This is a genomic window from Pseudomonas sp. NPDC099000, assembly GCF_044759925.1.
Taxonomy (GTDB): Bacteria; Pseudomonadota; Gammaproteobacteria; order Pseudomonadales; family Pseudomonadaceae; genus Aquipseudomonas.
This window is the reverse complement of sequence record NZ_JBIWAF010000040.1, coordinates 1-17,925: the sequence shown is the minus strand read 5'-3', so window position 1 is coordinate 17,925 and position 17,925 is coordinate 1. Positions and strand designations below refer to the sequence as shown.

Genomic DNA, 17,925 nt, shown 5'->3' with positions numbered 1-17,925 from the left:
CACGAAAGGTCGTGTTTTTTCGCTGTTTTCGACATTTCTCGACCTCCTGACGGTCAGGGCTTCGCGGTGGCCGTGGCATGCGCGAAGGCGCTGGCGAACTCGGCCGGGTAGTTGGCTTTCACGATGTTCTCGGCGATCTTGAAGAACGGGAAGATGGTGCGATAACCCGGCGCGCCGTCACTGAAGATGAACACCGGCCGCACCGCATCGCCATGGGCCATGGCCTTGCGTTCCCATATGCCTTGCGACCCATCGACCGCACCACTGAAGAAGCGCTGAGCGTTGCCCTTGCGCTTACTTCGCTTGCTGTTAGAGGCGTTGGCCTGATAGCCGCCGCGCTGCTCAGCGGCCCCCAAGCCCGACAGAATCTTGAGCATGGTGCCGCGTGACACGTTGCCGTATTGGTTCAGCAGCGATTCATTGGGTAGCGCGTACTGACTCGACTTCATCAGCCCGCGTGCAATCAACGCTTTCTCAAAGCGCTTATGCGGCCTAAGCCCACCAATGACGGTCTGCTGTAGGTAGGTGTCCGCCGGCACGCCCGACGTCCACGAATCCTTAAAGTAAACCTCGGCCGCCTTGCTCTTGGTCGCCATCTTGACGAACAGGCTATTGAGCGTGGTCGGGGTCGGTCGATCGAGGCGCTGCCGCATCACCGTGATGGTGCCGAGCTTGACCCGCTGGGCCAGCCGGGTCGCCGTCAGGGCCAACACGTAAGGCAGGTGCCGCTGTTCCAGTTCCTGCATGCCCGCCGTGATCGGCGCTGCATCCAACGACAGATCCAACTTGAACATGCGGACTCCTTGAAGGCCTGCCGCCTAAAACAGCGGCCTCACAAACAGGTCACAAGCCATCAACCCAGCATTGACGACCAGGGCACCAAACATCAGCCAATCAAGGCCACTCCAGCGCGGTCGAAAAGAGGCCGCAACAGCCAGCACCGGCTCACACAAGGCCGCCGGCGCAATGTCAGGGTTCGACTTCTTGGCCGACAGCGGATCAAAGAAGCTGCCAACCTCACGCCCGGCGACGGTAAACGTCACCTCACGACCTTCAGTCAGCATGCGATCGGCGATCACGCTATGGCGGGCACCACCACGATCCACGACGTGAAAAAGAACCGGTTGGGCCTGTTTACATTCAGTCACTTGAACACCTCGTTATGCGTAACGGCCGGCGCCTGACAGGCCGCCGATTCTCGACAATCCACATGCCCCGCCAAGAGATAAGCCAGCAGGACGATCAACACGCTCACCAGCGGGCGGCGCCTCAACTCAGGTCCGCCTTTTTCTCGGCCAAGCGCTTACCGAACTGCCGGACGTACTCAATGCCGAGCGCACCGACAAAGCCCGACGTGGCCAGCGCCCAGCCGTAGCTAAAGTTGAATTCTCTGACCGTCAGGCCGACTGACAGCACGATCAGGGAGCCAATCGAGGCTTCCAGCAACTTGCGGCCGGTACTGGTTTCCTTGGCGTCGTACTGAATCCGCAGCCAAGCCAAAACGAACGCTAAGCCCATGGCCAAGCCGTTCTCCTTCAGGGCTACCAGCAGCAGGACCAGAAAGGCGGGATCTTTTTCAGGCATTTTTCGCATCTCGGTTCCTCCCGGTGCTGGGAGCGGGCATAAAAAAACCCCCGACCTGTGAGGGCCGGGGGCTAAAGGGAGTTCTCTGATGGGGTCGTGGCGACCGCAAAAACACCACGATGGAGCAAAGAGTAGGGTAAAAGCTCACGACTGTAAACACGTAACCTGTAAAAAACATTAATCCTGTTAAACCGAAATACTGTCAACCCTTCGTTTTTTGCCCTGCCCTCACAGCTCCAGGGCAATCTCCGATCGCGCCAAAAGGCAGCGCTGCTCACGACCCCAAACCCCGCCGCAGCCCCGTGGCAGTAGCTTTTGACAGTTTTTGCACGTTCGTCCCGCTAACTTGCCGAGCTGGTCTTGCAACAGCCGGTTGTCGTTTCGGATCAGCGTCGACAGGTACTCGGTTGCGGTATAGCGAACCCCCTTAGACCCCCGGAAACGTTGGCCCTCGGCCAACATCGACCGTTCTGCAGGACCAAGTTTCAGCTCGAAAACCTCAACCCCCTCCGCTTTTTCGCGTTCGCGTTGGTCCCTTTTGCGTTTTGCCTCCGGACTGAGGTCGTCAGCGTGACCGGTCACAAGGCCCATTTCCTTTGCCAACTCAACCACGGCGTCAATCCGGGCCGACACTTGTTCGGCCGCTTCGTAGGCCTTCAGGTCGCTCAGGCTCATATTTAAAATCCTCTTATATGATTAATTTTGGTTTTAGGCGCTAAGCCAGCCAGCCCGCCGGGTCCACAGCCGCGGGCTTAACCGCGCGTCTTGCTCCTGTCTTGTCCTGCAACGCGTCAAAACCCTGCGCATCGAGCCAGGCATGCCAGCGGTCCAGGGCGTTGCGCTTGACCTGCTCGCCCATGGCTTGGAAGTAGGTGCGCTCCAGATCGGTCGTGGAATGGTTGAGCAACAGCTTGCCCACCAGCGGATCGACGCCAAGGTTTGCCCATATAGAAGGCGCGAGCTTGCGCAGGTCGTGACTGGTCCACTCACCGGCACCGTAACGGGTGAACACGGCGAAGGCCTGACTACGGGACATCGAACGGCCAGCGTGCGCGGTGGACGGAAACAGATAGGCCCCGTCATACCCCCTCGCCTTTTGGTTTTCTTTGTAACGCTCCAGAAAGGCCACGGCTTGCGGGGTCAGCGGTAACAGGTGGTCGCGCTTGGATTTGGTGTCAGCGCCGGGAATGAACCACTCCCCCGCTTCTAGATGGATGTTTTTCCACTTGGCCAAGCGGGTTTCGGTGATGCGGGTGGCATGGGTCAGCATCAGCATCATCAGGGCCACACCGGCCGGATCACTCGCAAAGGCCTCAGCCCATGCGGCCAGCAGATCCACCACGGCGACATGCCGCAAACGCGCGCCCTTGGGCCGGATCTTGGCCTTGGTGAAGTTGCCGAAGGTCACACCGGCCATGGGGTTGACGGTGATTTTCTTGAGGGTCAGTGCGCGGCTAAACACCACCTTCAGCACGTCCAATGCCGATTTGACGTAGCCCAAGCTGTACTCTTCCTGCATGTGCCAAATCAGGTGTCGGTCGAGGGTGTCCGGGCTGAGTTTGCTCAGGTGCAATTCGCCCAGGGCGGGCAGCAACTGGCGGTTGATCAGCGACATCGAGGACGCGCGGCGATCCTTGGACAAACCGCGATCAGCCTTCAGGCGCTCGACGTACCAGCCCAGCACCTGGCCAACCTTCTGCCAGCCATCCACAGTGGCCGCCGCCTTCGGATCAGCCAGCAAGCGAGCCAGCACCACCGGCACACTGTCGATCATCAGCCGGGCCGGGACATCGGGCCAGTTCGCGGCCTTTCTCCAGATGTCGCCCTTGTCATGCCGGACAATGTGCCAACTGCCTTTAGTGCGGTCGTTACGGTAACGAAAGCGCAACGGGTGACGGGGGTCGTTCAGCTCATCAATGGTCGGATCGTCGGCGTAGCGCTTAATGACCGAATCGGACAGGGAGACGTTGAGTGTTGCCATGGTGCAAGCCTCGGTGATGCCCACGGCTAGGCCGGCGGGCGGCGTTGTCTTTCTTCAGGCAAAGCGACGCCCTGACGCGCAAGGCGCCGGGTTCGCTAATGGGCTAATTCGCTATAGAGCTAAACGGGCGAGCCGTGGGTGTGATGGGCCACTTGGGCGCATTCAGGGATGTCGCGGCGCTCGATCTTGATCGGCGCACCGCACGGGCAGCGCATGTCGTCGCCCATGATCGAGACACAAAAGCCGGCGCCATAGCAGTCAATGCATGAGGCCCCGGTCTGCCACCACGTCGCGGCGTTTCGGGTCAGGGGTTTGGCGAACATCAGGCAATGCGCGCCAGGGGCTCCCCAGCCACCGGCGAACTGGAAGCCGGCCAGATCCCCGCCCTCGCGCATTCTGGCCCGTTGCAGCGGGTCAAGCGTGGCCGGCAGCGGTCCCAGCGCCGTCTCGACGTGAATGGCAAAACCGAGGGCAGCCCCTACGGCATAAGGGTTTTCGCCTTTGAAGCCAGCAAACAACGGGTGAAAAGTCATTGAGCCCCCAACTGATTCTCGATGGTCGCGCGGGCCTCAGAGAGCCGGCGCTTATAGGTGGCAAAACTGATCCCCAACGCGTCGGCCTTTTCAAACTGGCCAATGCTTCGGGGGTCGTAATTCTCGATGCCTCGGCGCTGCGCGACCCGCCACCACCCGGCGTCATACTCCAGGCGCAACACGTCGGCACATAACGGGGCGGTCACGGCCATGGCGACCACCAGGGACTCAATGGCCGCTTCCAGGCTGTCGGACGGCTCACTGGAACCGCCCGAGCCACCAAAGAAAAGCTCGCCCTTGTTGTCGATCAGCTTGGCCAGCATGGTGCGCCCCGCACTGATCACCCCGCCGGAGTCGCACCACTGAGCCCACAACTCATAACCGGCGGCCATCTGCTTACGTCCTCGCCTTGCCATTACATCCCCTAGCCGCCGGCTTTAGGCGTCAGCTTGTGGCCTTTCTTGGTGTCGCGGCGACAGGCCGGGAACTTCAAACCACTGAGGCACACCAGCACCCCAAACACCGCTTCGGACCGCTCGCACAACGAACAGCCACCCTCGCGAATCTGCCGGGCTTCGATGATCTTGGCCGGGTCGCCGTAGGCATAGGCCGGGAGCGCCCGGCTCAGCTCAGCCACGGGCGCGCCGCTGGGCGTTGGAGCGTGCCGCCAGCCCCAAGGCCAGCAGGTACTCGGATAACGCCTCAAGCGGCGATCGGACGTGACCGAAGCCGTTTTCGCCCAAGGTCACCATGCGATCGGCGCGACGAATCGGCACCAGGGCCGAGGGCTTGGCGCCGTAGATGTGCCACACCTCCCCGCCGCTTTCGCGCACCACGTTCGCTTCATCTGGCGTCAGGCAATGCACGATCACCAGCCCGCCCGCCACTGGCGGCCGTGCCTCCAGCCCCTCGATCGCCTGCGACAGTCGAGCCGCGCGGGCCTTGCCATCGAGCGGCGGCAGCTTCTTTTCCGTGGCGCCACGGCGTAGCGGCGGATTCATGGCGAAGCCTGCCAAGCGGGCCTTGCCGGACCCCACAAGGCAATCGGTGACGCGTTCGCGATCGGCGATTTCACCGCCGGATAGAGCAATCAAAAACACAGCATTCCCCTTGCTGCACGCTCAAGTGAGCGCGCGAAGTTTGTCGGCACGTAGGGCTTTCAGGTGGTCATGCAAGACAGCCGGGTGCGGCGCCTCGCTGGCCTTAATGGCGCGCTCAATCGCGGCCTCGACTTCGTCGACAGTGATGTTATTCACGCACCAACGGCGGAACAGTTGCCGGGTGACGGAATCATTGAGCAGGAACGGGGGGCAGTTGAGGTCGGACTTGAACCACTCGACCCACTGCTTATCGGTGCTGAACAGCACGCGATCACCCACGGCCGGCGCCGGGGCCTCAGGCGGGGCAAAGCGTGCGACCAGCTCGCCGACCAGCGTCAGGCGCAGCCGGCCGTCTTCGTCGCCGCGATCCAGCACCCGCGCGTGATCGCAGTAGGTCAGGAATTCGCCGGCGTCTTCCTGATTGCAGTGCAGGGCCGCCAGAAAGTCGCCCCAGGCCACCACAGCCGACAGCGCCGGTGTCGTGGTCGACCTGTCGACGCGCTCCATGACCAGCTCGACCAACTTCAGCAGCCGGCCAAGGCCGAGCAGGCCAAAGCGCTGCTCAACCTTGCGGCCGATTACCATTTCTGACAGACCTACGGGAAACGTTGTCGCGCTCATTCTTTAAAACTCGGGACAGGGCCGTCCCACTTGAATTTGGCACGACCCTCAACCAGCGCGCGCCAAAACGGGTTATAGATCCCGTTAAAGTCCACCACGCCACCGGACACGATGATGATATTCAACGCGGCACGAAAGGACGGCGGATTCTCAAAACGGCGCCATGAATCAACCGTCCGGCGTTTCTCACCCAACCGATCCGCCGCAATTTGCGAAGCGGATAGAGGCGAAAGGCTATCAATCCAGGCGTTCAGTTCCACAGCAATTCCGTTTTTAACAGATATGCTGTTTATCGTGGACGACAGAAAACCCAAACACAAGTTCTTTTTAGTGTTTTTTACACTTTGAATGTATATTCAGTGCCTGGAAGATTCCTACTGAGACGCCAATGTTTGATATTAAAGACATCATATCCACTCGCCTGAAGGCCTGCCGCGCGCAGAAGGGATGGACCTTTGCCGAAACCGCCGCCGAACTGTCGAGGATCACCGGCGCGAAATTCATTCCTTCGCGTTACGGTAACTGGGAACTCGGAATCAACGTTCCGCCGCTGGAAATGATCTATGCCCTGAGCACGCTCTACGGCAAACCCGGGGCGTACCTGGCCGGTCTGACCGACGACGACGGCACTTCACCGGAAACCCGCAAATACGCCATCCCGGCGCAATCGACCGTGCCGACCCCTAACGGTCTGATCAACCTGGGCGACAAGTCACTGGCCTTTCGCCTGCGCTTTCTCGAAAGCATCAAGCTGGACAAGGAAAAGATTCTCTTGGTCGTGGCGCCGGACGACAGCATGGCCGGCATCATCGAACAGAACGACCTCGCCCTGATCGACCTCAGCGAAATCGCCGTTACGCGTGACGACATGTTCGCCATCATGGTCAAGGGTCGCCTCTGGCTGCGCTGGATTCGCCAGACCTTGAAAGGCGATTACGTCATTCAGGCCGAGCGCCGCGATCACTACCCCGACAGCAGCGTTACCGAAGACGAATTAGCCGACATGCACATTCTCGGCCGCGTTCGCATGATCACGCATTTACGCTAATAAAATGCCCCGCCCAGGGGCTTTGCTACGCCCTTAATTTACAGTTAAACTGTTATTTACAGCAATTCAGTTAAACCCTGCTTTCGCGCTTTTGTTCCGGTCTGTACTCTCCGCAAGACGCCGGCAACACCGATCAAACCCCTGTTGTAATTGCCTTTTGCCATCATGCGCGCCGCCATCTATAGTGGCGCACTTGGATCCATGAGAGGCCTGAGCAGGAATGAAAGGCCCAGCCAAAAGCGAAGAACGCCCCACTTTGGGGCATGAATGACCATGATTTTACACTTTAAGTGTAATTAACAGTTTGCAAGGTAGTAATCTGATATGAACCCAGGACTTTTAACCACTCTCGACCCTGCCACCACCGCCCTTGCCATCGGGGCCGGCATCGTCATTCTTACCGAAGAAACTCAGCGCCTGCTGCACACCCGAATTAACCGCAAGGCCGCCATGGCCGCCGGCATTGGCGCGCTGGCCATGCGCGCGATCGACACCGGCGATACCGACGGCGTCCTTGACCTGATCGCCGCCATGGCCGACGACCTCACCGAAGAACTTCAGAATCTGGCCAGCATCGCGGGCCAGCTCAAAGCCGCCAAAGCCGCCTAATCAACCCCGGGGAAAGGAAACACACGATGTACGCTGAAATGGAAATTCAAGGCGAAGACGTTATTGGGCGGCCGGGGCAGGCGCTGAATGACACCGAATTGCGCGTACTGGTCGGCCTGGCCGATGGTGAAAGCCCCAACACCATCGGCACCATGCTCGGCGTCGACAACAGCAGTTTCCGACTGCTGGAACGCAACATCAAAGCCAAACTCGGCGCCAAGACTCACCCCCACATGATTGCCCGCGCCTTTACCCTGGGCGTGTTGATCCCGCGTGCGCTGTGTCTGCTGCTGTCGGTCCTGTGCGCCACCGAACACGTCGACGACGGCAACCGCAACCAAACCCGCCGGGGCGGCCGTAGCGCTCCCGCTTCGCGTCTGGCCCGCGCCAGTGTCGGCCGCGCCGCCAGTGGCCCCGGTGATCACCATGAAAGCGCGCGCATGGCCGAGTGCTTTCAGGTGGCCAGCTCCCTGCGCATGGCGAGCTAACCCCTCGCCTTTCCCCGCTGCACCCTCAACCACCAGACACAAAAAAAGGCCTTGTAAGGATATTGATTTAATATCCTTACAAGGCCTTTTTACTTCTATTTGCGGGTTACTAAAGCATTAATAACCCGTTTCGCCGCTCCCCTGCCGATCCTAGTAAATCAGCTCTTTGGCCGACCCAAGCTCACACCATTCTCCAGCATGTTGTTGATCGCCATATTGATCACCGCCGCGCGCCCCATGCTCAGCTCACGCGCCCTTTCGTCGACGCGCGAAAGCTGCTCAGGATCGATGGTCAGGCTGATTTGCACCTTGTTGCCTTTCTTGACGCCCGGCCCCTTGGCCGCCGCATCAGGCGCCGCGCTAATAAAGGTGTCGATGTCCTTTTCCGCCGGTGCAGGCTTAGCCTTCTTTACAATGGTCATGGTCGTTTATTCCAATATTAAAAACAGATTAATTATATATCAAAATACAGCGGCAATAAGCGCCTTTAACTCGGCGATCGCCTTGGGGTCTTTGACTTTGACCTCAGAGACGGACAACCCCGCCCCGGCGGCGTTGGAGTAGGCCTTGCGCCGGCGCAGGATCTTCGGCAGGTACTCGATTTGCGGGAAGTCCGCCACCGCGTCGGCCGCGTCGCGGTTATCCGTGGACAACACACCCGGCTCCGCCTTGTTCAAGAAGGCATACACCCGCAGACCGTCACGCACACTGCGCACCTCGTCGACCAACGCGGCGATATCCTCCAGAGCCCACACCTCAAAGCTACGCGGCTCGAAAGGCACCAGCAGCACGTCAGCCAGCGACATGGCCGCCCGCAGCGCCGTGGAATCACGGCCGCCGGCATCAATAATGATGTCGTCGTAAAGATCCTTCTGCGTCAGTACCTGGGAGCGCAACACCGGCCCATCAAAATAGGTCGCGCAGGCAATCGCCGGCAACACCCCGGCTTCATCCCGGATCGCGATCGCCTTTTGCGCGGTCGCCTGTCGATCGCCGTCGACCACCAGCACCCGCCGCCCAACCCGGGCGCGCTCAATGGCGATCTCGATCGCCGTCGTGGTCTTGCCCACACCGCCCTTTGTGTTCCCCACCACCAAAATAGTCATACCATCCCTCGCATACTTTTTTAATATTAAAAACGTATGCGTATCGTAGCGATACCACAGCGTATGTCAATTAAAGAACAATGCTTGATGCGAAAACAAAACCGCCCCTTTGGCGCTCGATCGGGCAAAGAAAAGCCGCCCATTCAAGGCGGCTTTCTGTGTGCGCGTTACGTGTGTGACCGGTCACGACTCCACGGCAAACGCACGAATGCCCGCCCCCGAGGTAAACCGCTCGACCGTGTCCAGGCTCGCCCAGGTGCGCACCGCTTCGCGCTTGGAGCGCACGGCCAGCCAGTTCGCCGCCGGGCCGCCAAGGCGCACATAGACCGCCCAACGATCACCATGGCGGGCCACCTTGCACTCGCGCACCGATCCGCCGGCGATCAACTCCAGCAACTGCCCCTCATCGAAGCCCTTACGCTTCATAGCTGCGCGGACCGATCATCGGCGCGAAAGGTCAGCGTCGACGCCGCCAGATACCGCACCTCACCGCCTAAGGCCTCGCCACTGGGCAAGGTCACCCGCACGCGCTTCGCGCCCAGGGCGGCCGGCAGCGCGTGCGGGAACGACAACTCAAACAACCCGGGCATGGTTTCGCCTAGCGTCACACTCACCGCCGCCTCGACCTCGGCGCCGTCCGCCTGGACGAACTTCAGCACCGCCGGCCCCACATACGAAAAAGCCACCCTTACCCCCTCAAGTCCAAACCCACCCAACAACCCGGGGCAGCGTACCAGAAGGCGCGCGCGTTACCGTAACGCTGGATAGTCGCCGTCATGGCGTGGCCGCAATTCCACCGACTCGGGCGGCGCGCACCAGATCCGCCGCCGTATGTCCGCCTCAATCCCTTCGCCTTGGGGATAGGTCACGCACTCGCGTGCCGGCACGCCATACAAGCGGCGCAACTGCTCAGCCCCAACCCAATGCCGCTGGCCATCGGTGCGACTGATCACATACCCAGGACACAACACGTAACGCACCATCAAAACCCCTCCTGAGGGCCGGCCAGCGGGATCGCTTCAGCCTTGAACGTCTCGGCTTCGCTGTCGCTCAACGCGCCATACAGCACCATCAAATTCAGCCAGTAGGCAAAGCCCAGCAGCGCCACCGGTGACCGGTGTGCGATCGACTCCAGATGATCGAGCAAGGTCAGTTCCAGATTGCCCCGGGGCAAGGGCGTGGCCTCAGGCTTGAGCGCCGGAGCCACCCGATCGGCCAAGGCGGCACACGCCGGCGACCACGCGCGCAACGCCTCCCGCCGATGGTCGACCAGACGGCGCAGGGCGCTCATTGGAATTCGTCCTCTTGCAACACGCGCGGGTCCGCCGTGCGCGCCAGGCGCGCGCATTCGCGGGCGAACTCGGCCGGCGTGTAGGTACTCAGGATCGCGATCACGTTTTTCAGCCGCGACTTGAAATGCCCGGCATTCAGGCCGTGGGCATTCGCCCCGGGCTGGGCCACGCCGTCGACACTCAGGCCGAGGCGCACCTGGGCGGCCGCCACGGCCCGGCGCCCGTGCAGGGCAAAGCCTTCGCCGGCGATCGGGTGATAACCGTCCCGCACCATCCTGTCGACGTACCACTTCACATAGTGGCCGGCGTCCTCCAGATCGTCGGCCGTCTGCACCTGCTCCACCTCGGCGATCAGGCGCAGCGCGCGCGCCTCCATCGCCTGGGCGCTGGCCAAGGTCAGCTTTTTGGCTTTCTTCTCGGCCATCACTGCCCCTCCAGAATCTTCGCCCGATAGTCGGCCCCTTTGGCCAGATGCTCGGCGCTGCAATACACCTGATCGTCATCCCACACCCGGCCCAGCTCATCGCTGTACACCCGCCGCTCGCAATAGCCGCACTCCTGCGACCACCCGTGATCCTCGACCAGCAATTTCATGGGTACGCCGCCGGGCTGGCCCGCGAAGCCATCGAGCGCCGGCATACGTCGGCAGGACTCCACGTCGCCGAACTCAATGTTCAGCTCATTGCCCCCCTCACGCCGTGCCACCACGTTGAAACGGGCGAAGGCAATCACCCCGTATTCATTGCCCTGCACGCTGTACGCCTTGAGCCCGCTCATGCGCCACCGCCTTGCAGCGAGCGCCACGCATGCGCCTGTACCCGATACATACGAAAGGAATACACCTCGACGCCGCCCAGGCTGCCGGCCGCCACCAGCCGACCCCAATGGCCGCGCACCACGCCCCACTCCTCCAGCACCACCAGCAGCCAGCGGGCACGCTCCAGGCCAATGCCGTAGCGGCGCATCAGCGCCCCCGGGCCGGTGAACGGCCGCGCCGCGACAAAGCGTTTCACCGCCGGCAACAGCGGGTCGCGATGGCCGAGCGGTGCGCCGGCGAAGCCGATCACCCCGGTATACAGCGGCGCATGCCCCGGCGCTGCGCCATGGATCGGCAGCGCATGAACGTCCTGCAGGATGGGCGCGCTCATTGTCCACCCCCGACCAGATCCACCTCGACCCATACGCCCCGGGCCAGCCAGCCCGGCACCGCGGTGACGCGCAGCCACCCGCGCAGGGTTTCCTCCCGACCGTCCACCACCATCGGCCGATCCAGCAGCTCGGCGCTGACCGGGCGCACATCGCCGGCTGTGTGGCGGTTTTCGCCATCGCGCCGGGCAGCCAAGGCCAGGGCCTGCTCGGCCGAGGTCGCGGCGTAGATATCCAGCTCGCCAACCCTGAAGGCGGACAGCGTGTGGCTATCGCGCGCGGCGATGGACTGAAGGGACTGCAACAGCGGATCGAGGGGCGACGGCATGGGCAAAACTCCTTTCGAGTGAGGGTCGGTCAGTGCGTAAAACCATTTACGCCAAAAGTGGTATCCCATTTTAGCCATAAGTGGGAGCCATACACACAAAAAAAGACCCCCGGCAGTCGGGCAACTGACGGGGGTCATTTCACATAAGCGGCGTTACTCGTAACGCGGACTCACTCGCCTTTCGCGGCGGCGTCTTCGGCCCGGCCCACGGCCACGTTTAGCCAGATCACCAATTTCATTCGCAGCGGCTCAAGCTTATCGCGCAACGCTTGCGATTCCGGCGAACCGTTCGGGGCGTCCATCCATTGCTGTTCCAGTTCGCGATACTGGTGCAGCAGTTTCAGGGCGTGTTCTTCCACCACCACGAACAGGTCGGTTGGCTCTAGCGATTTTTCAGTCAACATAAAACGGGTTCCTTTCAGTTGGATTCGGCAGCGGCCGGGGCTTCGCCCTGGGCGGCGGCATCGTCTTGCTCGCGCTGCCACTTGGCACCGGCCACGAACGCGGCACGCAAGGCATAGCCCGCCCAGACAGGCGCGCCCAGCGCCTCATTGGCATGCTCGGCCATGGCTTCAACACAATCAAATCCGGCGCGCACGGCGGACCACTCGGGGTCATCGGCGGTGATTTGCTGCATGCGGGCCACAGGGTCAGTGGTATCGGTCGGCATGGCGGGGGTTCCTTTCTATTCAGGTTCGTAAGGGGTCGTGACTTCAACGCCGGGTAACGCGCGGCTCACTCGCTTGCGGCGTCGCCCCGGGTTTGCGCCTCGGCTCGCACCCGCTGCATTTCGTCCAGGCGCTCGGCCGGGCAAAACACCACGTAGCACGGCCCGGCCAAATGCTCGGCGTTGTAGGTCATGCGGATGCCGTTATCACAAGCCCACTCCAGCATCGCCCGATCGGCGCAGGACAGGCCCGGCGCGGGGAAGGCGCCGCTCAGTTGTTCGGTCATGGCGGGGGTTCCTTTCAAGTCGGTTCGTAAGGGGTAATGACATCAACACCCGGATGGCCCTCGCCCAGCTCGCCGGGCTCCCAATGGATCAGTTCGCCCTCTAGGCCGCGATCACCGACCCAGCCACTCAACGAATAATCAGCGTCGTAGCAGTCCGGTTCCGGCTCCGGTGGACACGCCCAGTTCGCCGCCTCCAGCCGGCGGCGCGCTTGCCCCAATGTTTCGCCCGGACGCGCGCCGTCGCGCACCTGGGCGTCGGTCAGCGGCGGCAGTTTGCCGGGTTCAAGCGTCGGCATGGCGGGGGCTCCTTTTCGCTCGATGTTCATTCAGGGTCAAACCCTTTATAGGCGCTGTACCAGCGCCACCAGTGGCGCAACTGCGCCAGGGCCTCGGGATCGGACGGCGTCACCGACGGCGGGCCGTCCAGCGCGGAAAAATCCTGATCATCCTCGGTGGCCAGCCGCCAACAGGTGACGCCACTGATGCCGACCTGCATACCGTCATGCCACCAGCGGGCCGGACTGAACACCTGAAACTGGCAGAGCAGCAGCGTCCCGCCGTAGGCCGGGCTGTACACCACGTAACGCAACAGTCCGCCATCCTGCCACGGCAGCACCTCGGCGGCATCCTTCCAACCCAGCCCCAGAGCGACCACCAACGGCGCGTGCTGCGCCGGCGTCAACGGCTCACGCGGCGGCAGCCGGTACGGCCGGCCGGCGGCCTTCATGGCGCGGCGTCCACGTCGTCCAGCTCCAGGCGCAACGCGTCGAACATCGCCCGCGTGCGCCCCGGGCGCGCCGCCAGCAGAAACAGCGTCGAGGCCGGCACGCCGCGATCGGCCGTCACCGGCAGGCCGACCAGCGTCGACGGGCAGGCTTGCGCCGCCACGCCCAGGGCGACCAAGGCCGCTTGCTGCCACGGGCACGGCTGCTCGCTCGGCAACGACGGATAGGCCGGCGTCGACAATGAGGCGGCCCATTCGGCCGGGGTCTGCGCCTTGGGGATCCGTTGCGCGCGGCTCGCCTCACGCACCACCGCACTGGCGGCGTCGTAACAGTCCGGGCACCAGCGGCAGCCGTAGACCTGGCACGGCTCGCCGCATTCCTCACAGGTGCCATTGGCGTGGTCGGGGTTGTCGGGAAACTTCGGGGTGTCGGTCATCGGCTTATTCCTTGTCGTGCGTTACGGTAACGTAGATTCATTCGCCCGGCTGCCGCTGGGGATCGGCGGACAGCCCGGCCCGCTCCAAGCGCTTGCGCAGCACTCGCGACGTTTCGAAGGCCTGCCCCCAACTGGCCGCCGCCTGGGCTTTCTGTTCCTCAAGGATTGCCACCTCGCGGCGCAGCGCAATGATCACATCAGCATCGGACTGCCCCGCCGATTGGCGCTCCATGTACTCCGGCGCGTCGGTCGCCCGGTAGTCGCCCAGCGGCGACTCGTTCCAATACCACTCTTGCTTGTCCGACGACACCCGGGCATCCAGCCCGGCCGCCGCGAGCCGATCTTGCAGCAGCTTGACCGCCCGGGCCAGCTCGGCGTGCTGGCTGTTGCGCAGACGCAGCACCCCCAGCGCCGTGGCCGCCCGGGCAAAGTCCGTGGGCAGCTTGTCCCACACCGGAACAAGATGCGCATCAGTGACTTCAAGGGCCGAAAAGTCGTGGCCCACATCGCGCCGTAGGGCCTCCAGCCGCTGCACCATGCCGCGCTGCCGCTCCAGCTCGTCGCGCAGGAACGCCGTCGGGCGGTAGCTACTGCGCTTCGGCTCGGCCAGGTAACGACCGTTGTCACCTTCTGGCCACAGCTTGCACAGCAATGAATCAAACCCGGGCTTTTTGCTGGTTTCCCAATCCTTCGGCCGGTGAAACAGATCCTCATGGGCCAGTAGGCCCAGGCTCAACACCATGCGGTCGGTTTGGGTCAGCGCAATGGCCTTAAGCCCTTCGGTGTCGGCCAGCTCTTTCAGCCGCAGTCGGTGCCGGCGTTGCCGCTCGGCATTGCTCAAGGGCACTTTAGCGTTCGGATCTTTCGGCGCATCGCCGAACATGGCCAACTGACCATCCGGGCGCACGCCGGCCAGGGCGTCAGCCAACCACGGGTACACCTTGCGGTCTTTCGCCGCGCCATGCTCCTGATCGATCGTCGCGGCCCAGCCTTCGCTGGCCACCCCCTCCAGCACCTCGGCACGCACGGCCTGATCGACAGTTCGGGCGACGTGCTGGGCCGGGATTAAATACTGGTGCCGGTAGCCGGTGCGACTGACAAACGGCTTGTCGAAGTCCACCGCGTACAAATCGGCCCCGACGTGATTGGCCAGACTGCCTACGCCCATCTTGACCACCATGCGTATGCCGTCGACCTCCAGCAGAAACTCGCCCGACTGGCCCCACCTCGGCACCTGCCCGGGTGGCGCGGCAAACTTGGCCGCCAAAGCGTCCTGCACACTGGAACAACCGAAGTGCGTGCCGCCGTTGAGCTTGATCACGCAGGCGCGGTAGACCAAATGGGCATCGTCCAGCGCCTGCACATCAGCCGCCAGCATGGCGTCATGGTAGAGCTGAAGCACGCGCGAGGCGCGCACCTCCAGCTCGACCGCATCGACCGGCAAGGCCTCAAGCGCCGCGATGAACTCGGGGCGTTCTTCCATCGGAACGTACTGCATGGGTTTCTTCCGGGCCATCGTAGGCACTCCATCAAGAGCCCCAGCCAACCGGCCGGGGCAACTGTCCTTAAAGCCCGATTTCATCCATCAGGGCGTCCATGGCTTCGTCACCTTCGCGCGCTTGATAGGCCGACAACAGCGCCGCGCGGGCCATGTTTTCGGCAACCGGCAGAAGGGCGCCGCCCATCAAGCGGACGGCTTCCATCAGTCGCTGGGTTGGCAGTTGGTTGGCGACTTGCTGCATACGTTCGGAAAGCTGGGCGGTGGTCATTGGACTGATCCGGTGGCGACTTGATGGCAAGCATAATGCCGCGCCTGAATCCTTAATTCAACCTTTTTTAATATTAAACCAATATCTTTTTAATGCTTTAAAAGAATCCTTTACGCCTTTCCGTCGACCACGCTCACGCCCGGCAATCCGCCTCGGACTCGATACCGGCCGCACCGATCGCCCAGCCCCGACCGGCGATCGCCGAACACACCCGACCCGCGCCGTGAATCCGCCCAGGGCGATCGCCGGGCCAGCCGCTGGCCTTGGCCATCGCTCGCGCCGTGGCGGCCATGCCGGCGCCTCGATGTCGACGGGGCACGCGGTCGCGACCCCACCCCCCTCACTGTTTGCCGGAGCGCTTGCGCGACAGGCCAGCCGAAGGCGGCGCGTGAAGGAGCGAAGGGGCGCTGCACGGGCTAGCGGGTGTAATTGCCGCCAGCGCGTCCCACAGCGACTGGAAGGCGCCTTCCTGACGGAACGGCGGCGGATGCTTCAGCGACCCACGTCCCGCCGTGCCGTAGGCACGAACTGCGGGCGGCCGAACCGCCTGGGCGAAGCTCAGGCACAAACAGACTGTTCTCGGCATAGCCGAGGCATTACTAGGTCAGCCGCAGGCTGGCCATGCTTCTCTAGTTGTACAGAGGGAAAGACCAACACTGACTTAATCCAACTCTTGAGGGACTTAATATTGGGGGGGTACGACTTAATTTTGATCGCGCGGCGCCGTGGCCGGCGCGGGCAGGGAATCGAGCGCGGCGGGCGACCGTTTTGGGCGCGCCACGGGCGTTTAGGGAGGGTTTGCCGGCCGACGCCGAGAAAACGGAGGGGGTACAACGCAAAATCGCCAGCAAGCGCCCATAGAGAGGCGCCCCGGCGATCAGGGGGAAGGGTTAACGCTGGGGAAAAGGGTGGCGGGCTAGCTGCCGCCGAGGCGTCGACGCATAAAGTCGTCGTAGCTCAGCCAGCCGTGCTGGGCCTGCAATTTAAGCTGCTCCAAGGTGCGGGGGGCACGGCCAAGGGCGGCTTTAATGCTGGCCAGCACCTTGGCTTCCAGCTCGGCGTATTCCTGCTTCAGCGCCGCCTCGACGGATGGGCGCGCACTGCCGATGCTGGGGGCGCGATTCTTGGCGATCGGGGCGCCGAACAGCTCGCGCTTGACGTTGGCTGATTGAATCTCTTTAACCAACTGTTTGCGCTGGTTGACGTTCTCCACGCCGGCGTTGCTGGCATCCATCAGGAAGCCACCCACCCGCGCATTCGCCCGCTGACGGGCTTTCTCGACGCGCTTGGCGGACCAACCGGCAACCAGTCGCAGGAATTTCTCGCTGAACGTCTTGATCGCGGTTAACGCGCGCTTGCCGGCGTCCTTTTCTTCGTACTGCTCAAACACGGAAATCACGCCGGCGGCCTTCAGGTCGCGCACGGTGCGCCAGAAACGCGAAGTCGGCACCTCTTTAACCTGCCCCTCGTTTTCGCGGTCCTTGACCATGCAGGTCATGGCGCAACGCCGGGCGATGTCCAAAAAGGAAATACTGACGAACTCGCCGCTAGTGGCGTAGTAGCCGACCCGCAACGACTTAAGGTCAAGGTAGGTAAAGATCACCGAGACGACCAGGGCGTGCCCTTCGCGCGCCTCACTACGATTCTGCCGCTTGGAGCCGTCTTGATTGCGCTTTTTCGACAGATACGCCAGCGGCTCTAAGGCTCTTGGGTTGTTGAAATACGCTTGAATGCGGTTGATTCCGACCTGAATCAGTCGCGGCCAGTTGCCGCCGCTGGGGACGTGCAGGCTTAGCCGATCGACGGCCAGCGTTTGTGGGTCGTGCCCACAGCGGTTTCCCGACCCAAGGTGAAGCCCCGGGTGCGGATAAGTTGAACGGCCCCAGACTAAAGTCTGCGGGCTGTCCTCGGCCATCATGGCGGACATGCTGCTTTCCCCTAAGCAATAGGCTTGCTTCGAAGGGGACCGTCCACTAAACTCTGACCTTGTCGCGGTCTTCCAGAGCTTCTTGCGGAACGATCACCGGAAACCCTAGGCTTGCAGGCCTGGGGTTTTCTTTTTTCTAAGCCTTTGTAAATCTTAAAATTCTTGTCTCTCGGCAGACGCCGGACGCCAAAAGAATAGCAAAGGCGACCCGCCTTGAACATCTAAACTGTTTAAATATTTTCCCCGCTCGCCGTCCGGCGACACTTCTTTGCGCGCGC

34 protein-coding genes are annotated in these 17,925 nt (G+C 62.3%); 3 read left to right on the top strand and 31 right to left on the bottom strand.

What is annotated here, in order from left to right; genetic code table 11:
• Window positions 1-53: 53 nt before the first annotated feature.
• From ACIQV9_RS27225 to ACIQV9_RS27175, 11 genes are all read right to left on the bottom strand, one after another.
• A complete protein-coding gene (locus tag ACIQV9_RS27225; RefSeq protein ID WP_403107994.1) occupies window positions 54-794 on the bottom strand; it encodes a hypothetical protein in 741 nt (246 codons plus the stop codon).
• 24 nt (window positions 795-818) lie between these two features.
• Entirely contained in the window at window positions 819-1,148 is a 330-nt protein-coding gene (locus tag ACIQV9_RS27220) for a hypothetical protein (RefSeq protein WP_403107991.1), read from the bottom strand.
• Between the two features lie 121 nt (window positions 1,149-1,269).
• Entirely contained in the window at window positions 1,270-1,584 is a 315-nt protein-coding gene (locus ACIQV9_RS27215) for a phage holin family protein (RefSeq protein ID WP_403107988.1), read from the bottom strand.
• Between the two features lie 228 nt (window positions 1,585-1,812).
• The gene (locus ACIQV9_RS27210; RefSeq protein WP_403107986.1) at window positions 1,813-2,259 is read right to left on the bottom strand and encodes a hypothetical protein; all 447 of its coding nucleotides are present in this window, start codon (window positions 2,257-2,259) and stop codon (window positions 1,813-1,815) included.
• 40 nt (window positions 2,260-2,299) lie between these two features.
• Entirely contained in the window at window positions 2,300-3,565 is a 1,266-nt protein-coding gene (locus tag ACIQV9_RS27205) for a tyrosine-type recombinase/integrase (RefSeq protein ID WP_403107983.1), read from the bottom strand.
• A 119-nt stretch (window positions 3,566-3,684) separates the two neighbouring features.
• Window positions 3,685-4,098, bottom strand: a complete 414-nt coding sequence (locus ACIQV9_RS27200; RefSeq protein ID WP_403107980.1) for a hypothetical protein — start codon at window positions 4,096-4,098, stop codon at window positions 3,685-3,687.
• Complete coding sequence (locus ACIQV9_RS27195) at window positions 4,095-4,490, bottom strand: hypothetical protein (protein WP_403107978.1); 396 nt, start codon at window positions 4,488-4,490, stop codon at window positions 4,095-4,097. Before ACIQV9_RS27195 ends, ACIQV9_RS27200 begins: the two co-directional genes overlap by 4 nt.
• A gap of 32 nt (window positions 4,491-4,522) precedes the next feature.
• Entirely contained in the window at window positions 4,523-4,735 is a 213-nt protein-coding gene (locus tag ACIQV9_RS27190) for a hypothetical protein (protein ID WP_403107975.1), read from the bottom strand.
• The gene (locus ACIQV9_RS27185) at window positions 4,728-5,192 is read right to left on the bottom strand and encodes a hypothetical protein (protein WP_403107972.1); all 465 of its coding nucleotides are present in this window, start codon (window positions 5,190-5,192) and stop codon (window positions 4,728-4,730) included. The genes ACIQV9_RS27190 and ACIQV9_RS27185 overlap by 8 nt, the downstream gene beginning before the upstream one ends.
• 27 nt (window positions 5,193-5,219) lie before the next feature.
• Window positions 5,220-5,819, bottom strand: a complete 600-nt coding sequence (locus tag ACIQV9_RS27180) for a hypothetical protein (RefSeq protein WP_403107970.1) — start codon at window positions 5,817-5,819, stop codon at window positions 5,220-5,222.
• Window positions 5,816-6,079: a hypothetical protein gene (locus ACIQV9_RS27175; RefSeq protein ID WP_403107967.1), complete on the bottom strand. Its 264-nt coding sequence runs from the start codon at window positions 6,077-6,079 to the stop codon at window positions 5,816-5,818. The genes ACIQV9_RS27180 and ACIQV9_RS27175 overlap by 4 nt, the downstream gene beginning before the upstream one ends.
• Window positions 6,080-6,207: 128 nt before the next feature.
• Here ACIQV9_RS27175 and ACIQV9_RS27170 point away from each other — a divergent pair, with 128 nt between their 5' ends.
• The 3 genes from ACIQV9_RS27170 (at window position 6,208) to ACIQV9_RS27160 (ending at window position 7,964) form a co-directional block, all read left to right on the top strand.
• A complete protein-coding gene (locus ACIQV9_RS27170) occupies window positions 6,208-6,867 on the top strand; it encodes an XRE family transcriptional regulator (protein WP_403107964.1) in 660 nt (219 codons plus the stop codon).
• Window positions 6,868-7,191: 324 nt separating this feature from the next.
• Window positions 7,192-7,476, top strand: coding sequence for a hypothetical protein (locus tag ACIQV9_RS27165; protein ID WP_403107961.1), 285 nt, complete (start codon window positions 7,192-7,194; stop codon window positions 7,474-7,476).
• Window positions 7,477-7,502: 26 nt separating this feature from the next.
• Window positions 7,503-7,964: a helix-turn-helix transcriptional regulator gene (locus tag ACIQV9_RS27160; RefSeq protein WP_403107959.1), complete on the top strand. Its 462-nt coding sequence runs from the start codon at window positions 7,503-7,505 to the stop codon at window positions 7,962-7,964.
• Window positions 7,965-8,122: 158 nt separating this feature from the next.
• On the opposite strand, the gene ACIQV9_RS27155 is transcribed toward ACIQV9_RS27160, so the two are convergent.
• From ACIQV9_RS27155 to ACIQV9_RS27060, 20 genes are all read right to left on the bottom strand, one after another.
• Window positions 8,123-8,386 (bottom strand): hypothetical protein, encoded by a 264-nt coding sequence (locus ACIQV9_RS27155; protein ID WP_403107956.1) that lies wholly within the window; start codon window positions 8,384-8,386, stop codon window positions 8,123-8,125.
• 39 nt (window positions 8,387-8,425) lie between these two features.
• Window positions 8,426-9,070, bottom strand: coding sequence for an AAA family ATPase (locus ACIQV9_RS27150; protein WP_403107954.1), 645 nt, complete (start codon window positions 9,068-9,070; stop codon window positions 8,426-8,428).
• Between the two features lie 183 nt (window positions 9,071-9,253).
• A complete protein-coding gene (locus ACIQV9_RS27145) occupies window positions 9,254-9,496 on the bottom strand; it encodes a hypothetical protein (protein ID WP_403107951.1) in 243 nt (80 codons plus the stop codon).
• Window positions 9,493-9,729 (bottom strand): hypothetical protein, encoded by a 237-nt coding sequence (locus ACIQV9_RS27140; RefSeq protein WP_403107949.1) that lies wholly within the window; start codon window positions 9,727-9,729, stop codon window positions 9,493-9,495. Before ACIQV9_RS27140 ends, ACIQV9_RS27145 begins: the two co-directional genes overlap by 4 nt.
• A gap of 90 nt (window positions 9,730-9,819) precedes the next feature.
• Window positions 9,820-10,053, bottom strand: a complete 234-nt coding sequence (locus ACIQV9_RS27135; protein WP_403107946.1) for a hypothetical protein — start codon at window positions 10,051-10,053, stop codon at window positions 9,820-9,822.
• Complete coding sequence (locus ACIQV9_RS27130) at window positions 10,053-10,361, bottom strand: hypothetical protein (RefSeq protein WP_403107944.1); 309 nt, start codon at window positions 10,359-10,361, stop codon at window positions 10,053-10,055. Before ACIQV9_RS27130 ends, ACIQV9_RS27135 begins: the two co-directional genes overlap by 1 nt.
• Complete coding sequence (locus tag ACIQV9_RS27125; RefSeq protein ID WP_403107941.1) at window positions 10,358-10,786, bottom strand: hypothetical protein; 429 nt, start codon at window positions 10,784-10,786, stop codon at window positions 10,358-10,360. The genes ACIQV9_RS27130 and ACIQV9_RS27125 overlap by 4 nt, the downstream gene beginning before the upstream one ends.
• On the bottom strand, window positions 10,786-11,139 hold the full coding sequence (locus ACIQV9_RS27120) for a hypothetical protein (RefSeq protein WP_403107938.1): 354 nt from the start codon (window positions 11,137-11,139) through the stop codon (window positions 10,786-10,788). The genes ACIQV9_RS27125 and ACIQV9_RS27120 overlap by 1 nt, the downstream gene beginning before the upstream one ends.
• Window positions 11,136-11,510 carry a hypothetical protein gene (locus ACIQV9_RS27115; protein ID WP_403107935.1) on the bottom strand — a complete coding sequence of 125 codons (375 nt, stop codon included), beginning with the start codon at window positions 11,508-11,510 and terminating at the stop codon, window positions 11,136-11,138. Before ACIQV9_RS27115 ends, ACIQV9_RS27120 begins: the two co-directional genes overlap by 4 nt.
• The gene (locus ACIQV9_RS27110) at window positions 11,507-11,914 is read right to left on the bottom strand and encodes a hypothetical protein (protein WP_403107932.1); all 408 of its coding nucleotides are present in this window, start codon (window positions 11,912-11,914) and stop codon (window positions 11,507-11,509) included. The genes ACIQV9_RS27115 and ACIQV9_RS27110 overlap by 4 nt, the downstream gene beginning before the upstream one ends.
• Window positions 11,915-12,006: 92 nt before the next feature.
• Entirely contained in the window at window positions 12,007-12,240 is a 234-nt protein-coding gene (locus ACIQV9_RS27105; protein ID WP_403107930.1) for a hypothetical protein, read from the bottom strand.
• Window positions 12,241-12,254: 14 nt separating this feature from the next.
• Window positions 12,255-12,506, bottom strand: coding sequence for a hypothetical protein (locus tag ACIQV9_RS27100; RefSeq protein WP_403107928.1), 252 nt, complete (start codon window positions 12,504-12,506; stop codon window positions 12,255-12,257).
• A 65-nt stretch (window positions 12,507-12,571) separates the two neighbouring features.
• On the bottom strand, window positions 12,572-12,790 hold the full coding sequence (locus ACIQV9_RS27095) for a hypothetical protein (RefSeq protein WP_403107925.1): 219 nt from the start codon (window positions 12,788-12,790) through the stop codon (window positions 12,572-12,574).
• Between the two features lie 14 nt (window positions 12,791-12,804).
• Window positions 12,805-13,086, bottom strand: coding sequence for a hypothetical protein (locus tag ACIQV9_RS27090; RefSeq protein WP_403107924.1), 282 nt, complete (start codon window positions 13,084-13,086; stop codon window positions 12,805-12,807).
• Window positions 13,087-13,112: 26 nt separating this feature from the next.
• Window positions 13,113-13,517 carry a hypothetical protein gene (locus ACIQV9_RS27085; protein WP_403107921.1) on the bottom strand — a complete coding sequence of 135 codons (405 nt, stop codon included), beginning with the start codon at window positions 13,515-13,517 and terminating at the stop codon, window positions 13,113-13,115.
• The gene (locus ACIQV9_RS27080; protein ID WP_403107918.1) at window positions 13,514-13,951 is read right to left on the bottom strand and encodes a hypothetical protein; all 438 of its coding nucleotides are present in this window, start codon (window positions 13,949-13,951) and stop codon (window positions 13,514-13,516) included. The genes ACIQV9_RS27085 and ACIQV9_RS27080 overlap by 4 nt, the downstream gene beginning before the upstream one ends.
• 37 nt (window positions 13,952-13,988) lie before the next feature.
• On the bottom strand, window positions 13,989-15,449 hold the full coding sequence (locus ACIQV9_RS27075) for a hypothetical protein (protein ID WP_403107915.1): 1,461 nt from the start codon (window positions 15,447-15,449) through the stop codon (window positions 13,989-13,991).
• A gap of 67 nt (window positions 15,450-15,516) precedes the next feature.
• Window positions 15,517-15,720 (bottom strand): hypothetical protein, encoded by a 204-nt coding sequence (locus tag ACIQV9_RS27070; RefSeq protein ID WP_403107911.1) that lies wholly within the window; start codon window positions 15,718-15,720, stop codon window positions 15,517-15,519.
• 133 nt (window positions 15,721-15,853) lie between these two features.
• Window positions 15,854-16,039 carry a hypothetical protein gene (locus tag ACIQV9_RS27065; RefSeq protein ID WP_403107908.1) on the bottom strand — a complete coding sequence of 62 codons (186 nt, stop codon included), beginning with the start codon at window positions 16,037-16,039 and terminating at the stop codon, window positions 15,854-15,856.
• Between the two features lie 597 nt (window positions 16,040-16,636).
• Entirely contained in the window at window positions 16,637-17,647 is a 1,011-nt protein-coding gene (locus ACIQV9_RS27060) for a hypothetical protein (protein WP_403107905.1), read from the bottom strand.
• Window positions 17,648-17,925: the final 278 nt, after the last annotated feature.

Coding starts and splice junctions, on each gene's coding strand:
- ACIQV9_RS27225 (WP_403107994.1), bottom strand. CDS start 794: ATGTTCAAGTTGGATCTGTCGTTGGATGCAGCGCCGATCACGGCGGGC.
- ACIQV9_RS27215 (WP_403107988.1), bottom strand. CDS start 1,584: ATGCCTGAAAAAGATCCCGCCTTTCTGGTCCTGCTGCTGGTAGCCCTG.
- ACIQV9_RS27210 (WP_403107986.1), bottom strand. CDS start 2,259: ATGAGCCTGAGCGACCTGAAGGCCTACGAAGCGGCCGAACAAGTGTCG.
- ACIQV9_RS27205 (WP_403107983.1), bottom strand. CDS start 3,565: ATGGCAACACTCAACGTCTCCCTGTCCGATTCGGTCATTAAGCGCTAC.
- ACIQV9_RS27200 (WP_403107980.1), bottom strand. CDS start 4,098: ATGACTTTTCACCCGTTGTTTGCTGGCTTCAAAGGCGAAAACCCTTAT.
- ACIQV9_RS27195 (WP_403107978.1), bottom strand. CDS start 4,490: ATGGCCGCCGGTTATGAGTTGTGGGCTCAGTGGTGCGACTCCGGCGGG.
- ACIQV9_RS27180 (WP_403107970.1), bottom strand. CDS start 5,819: ATGAGCGCGACAACGTTTCCCGTAGGTCTGTCAGAAATGGTAATCGGC.
- ACIQV9_RS27170 (WP_403107964.1), top strand. CDS start 6,208: ATGTTTGATATTAAAGACATCATATCCACTCGCCTGAAGGCCTGCCGC.
- ACIQV9_RS27165 (WP_403107961.1), top strand. CDS start 7,192: ATGAACCCAGGACTTTTAACCACTCTCGACCCTGCCACCACCGCCCTT.
- ACIQV9_RS27160 (WP_403107959.1), top strand. CDS start 7,503: ATGTACGCTGAAATGGAAATTCAAGGCGAAGACGTTATTGGGCGGCCG.
- ACIQV9_RS27155 (WP_403107956.1), bottom strand. CDS start 8,386: ATGACCATTGTAAAGAAGGCTAAGCCTGCACCGGCGGAAAAGGACATC.
- ACIQV9_RS27150 (WP_403107954.1), bottom strand. CDS start 9,070: ATGACTATTTTGGTGGTGGGGAACACAAAGGGCGGTGTGGGCAAGACC.
- ACIQV9_RS27145 (WP_403107951.1), bottom strand. CDS start 9,496: ATGAAGCGTAAGGGCTTCGATGAGGGGCAGTTGCTGGAGTTGATCGCC.
- ACIQV9_RS27135 (WP_403107946.1), bottom strand. CDS start 10,053: ATGGTGCGTTACGTGTTGTGTCCTGGGTATGTGATCAGTCGCACCGAT.
- ACIQV9_RS27130 (WP_403107944.1), bottom strand. CDS start 10,361: ATGAGCGCCCTGCGCCGTCTGGTCGACCATCGGCGGGAGGCGTTGCGC.
- ACIQV9_RS27125 (WP_403107941.1), bottom strand. CDS start 10,786: ATGGCCGAGAAGAAAGCCAAAAAGCTGACCTTGGCCAGCGCCCAGGCG.
- ACIQV9_RS27120 (WP_403107938.1), bottom strand. CDS start 11,139: ATGAGCGGGCTCAAGGCGTACAGCGTGCAGGGCAATGAATACGGGGTG.
- ACIQV9_RS27115 (WP_403107935.1), bottom strand. CDS start 11,510: ATGAGCGCGCCCATCCTGCAGGACGTTCATGCGCTGCCGATCCATGGC.
- ACIQV9_RS27110 (WP_403107932.1), bottom strand. CDS start 11,914: ATGGCTAAAATGGGATACCACTTTTGGCGTAAATGGTTTTACGCACTG.
- ACIQV9_RS27105 (WP_403107930.1), bottom strand. CDS start 12,240: ATGTTGACTGAAAAATCGCTAGAGCCAACCGACCTGTTCGTGGTGGTG.
- ACIQV9_RS27100 (WP_403107928.1), bottom strand. CDS start 12,506: ATGCCGACCGATACCACTGACCCTGTGGCCCGCATGCAGCAAATCACC.
- ACIQV9_RS27095 (WP_403107925.1), bottom strand. CDS start 12,790: ATGACCGAACAACTGAGCGGCGCCTTCCCCGCGCCGGGCCTGTCCTGC.
- ACIQV9_RS27090 (WP_403107924.1), bottom strand. CDS start 13,086: ATGCCGACGCTTGAACCCGGCAAACTGCCGCCGCTGACCGACGCCCAG.
- ACIQV9_RS27085 (WP_403107921.1), bottom strand. CDS start 13,517: ATGAAGGCCGCCGGCCGGCCGTACCGGCTGCCGCCGCGTGAGCCGTTG.
- ACIQV9_RS27080 (WP_403107918.1), bottom strand. CDS start 13,951: ATGACCGACACCCCGAAGTTTCCCGACAACCCCGACCACGCCAATGGC.
- ACIQV9_RS27075 (WP_403107915.1), bottom strand. CDS start 15,449: ATGCAGTACGTTCCGATGGAAGAACGCCCCGAGTTCATCGCGGCGCTT.
- ACIQV9_RS27070 (WP_403107911.1), bottom strand. CDS start 15,720: ATGACCACCGCCCAGCTTTCCGAACGTATGCAGCAAGTCGCCAACCAA.
- ACIQV9_RS27060 (WP_403107905.1), bottom strand. CDS start 17,647: ATGTCCGCCATGATGGCCGAGGACAGCCCGCAGACTTTAGTCTGGGGC.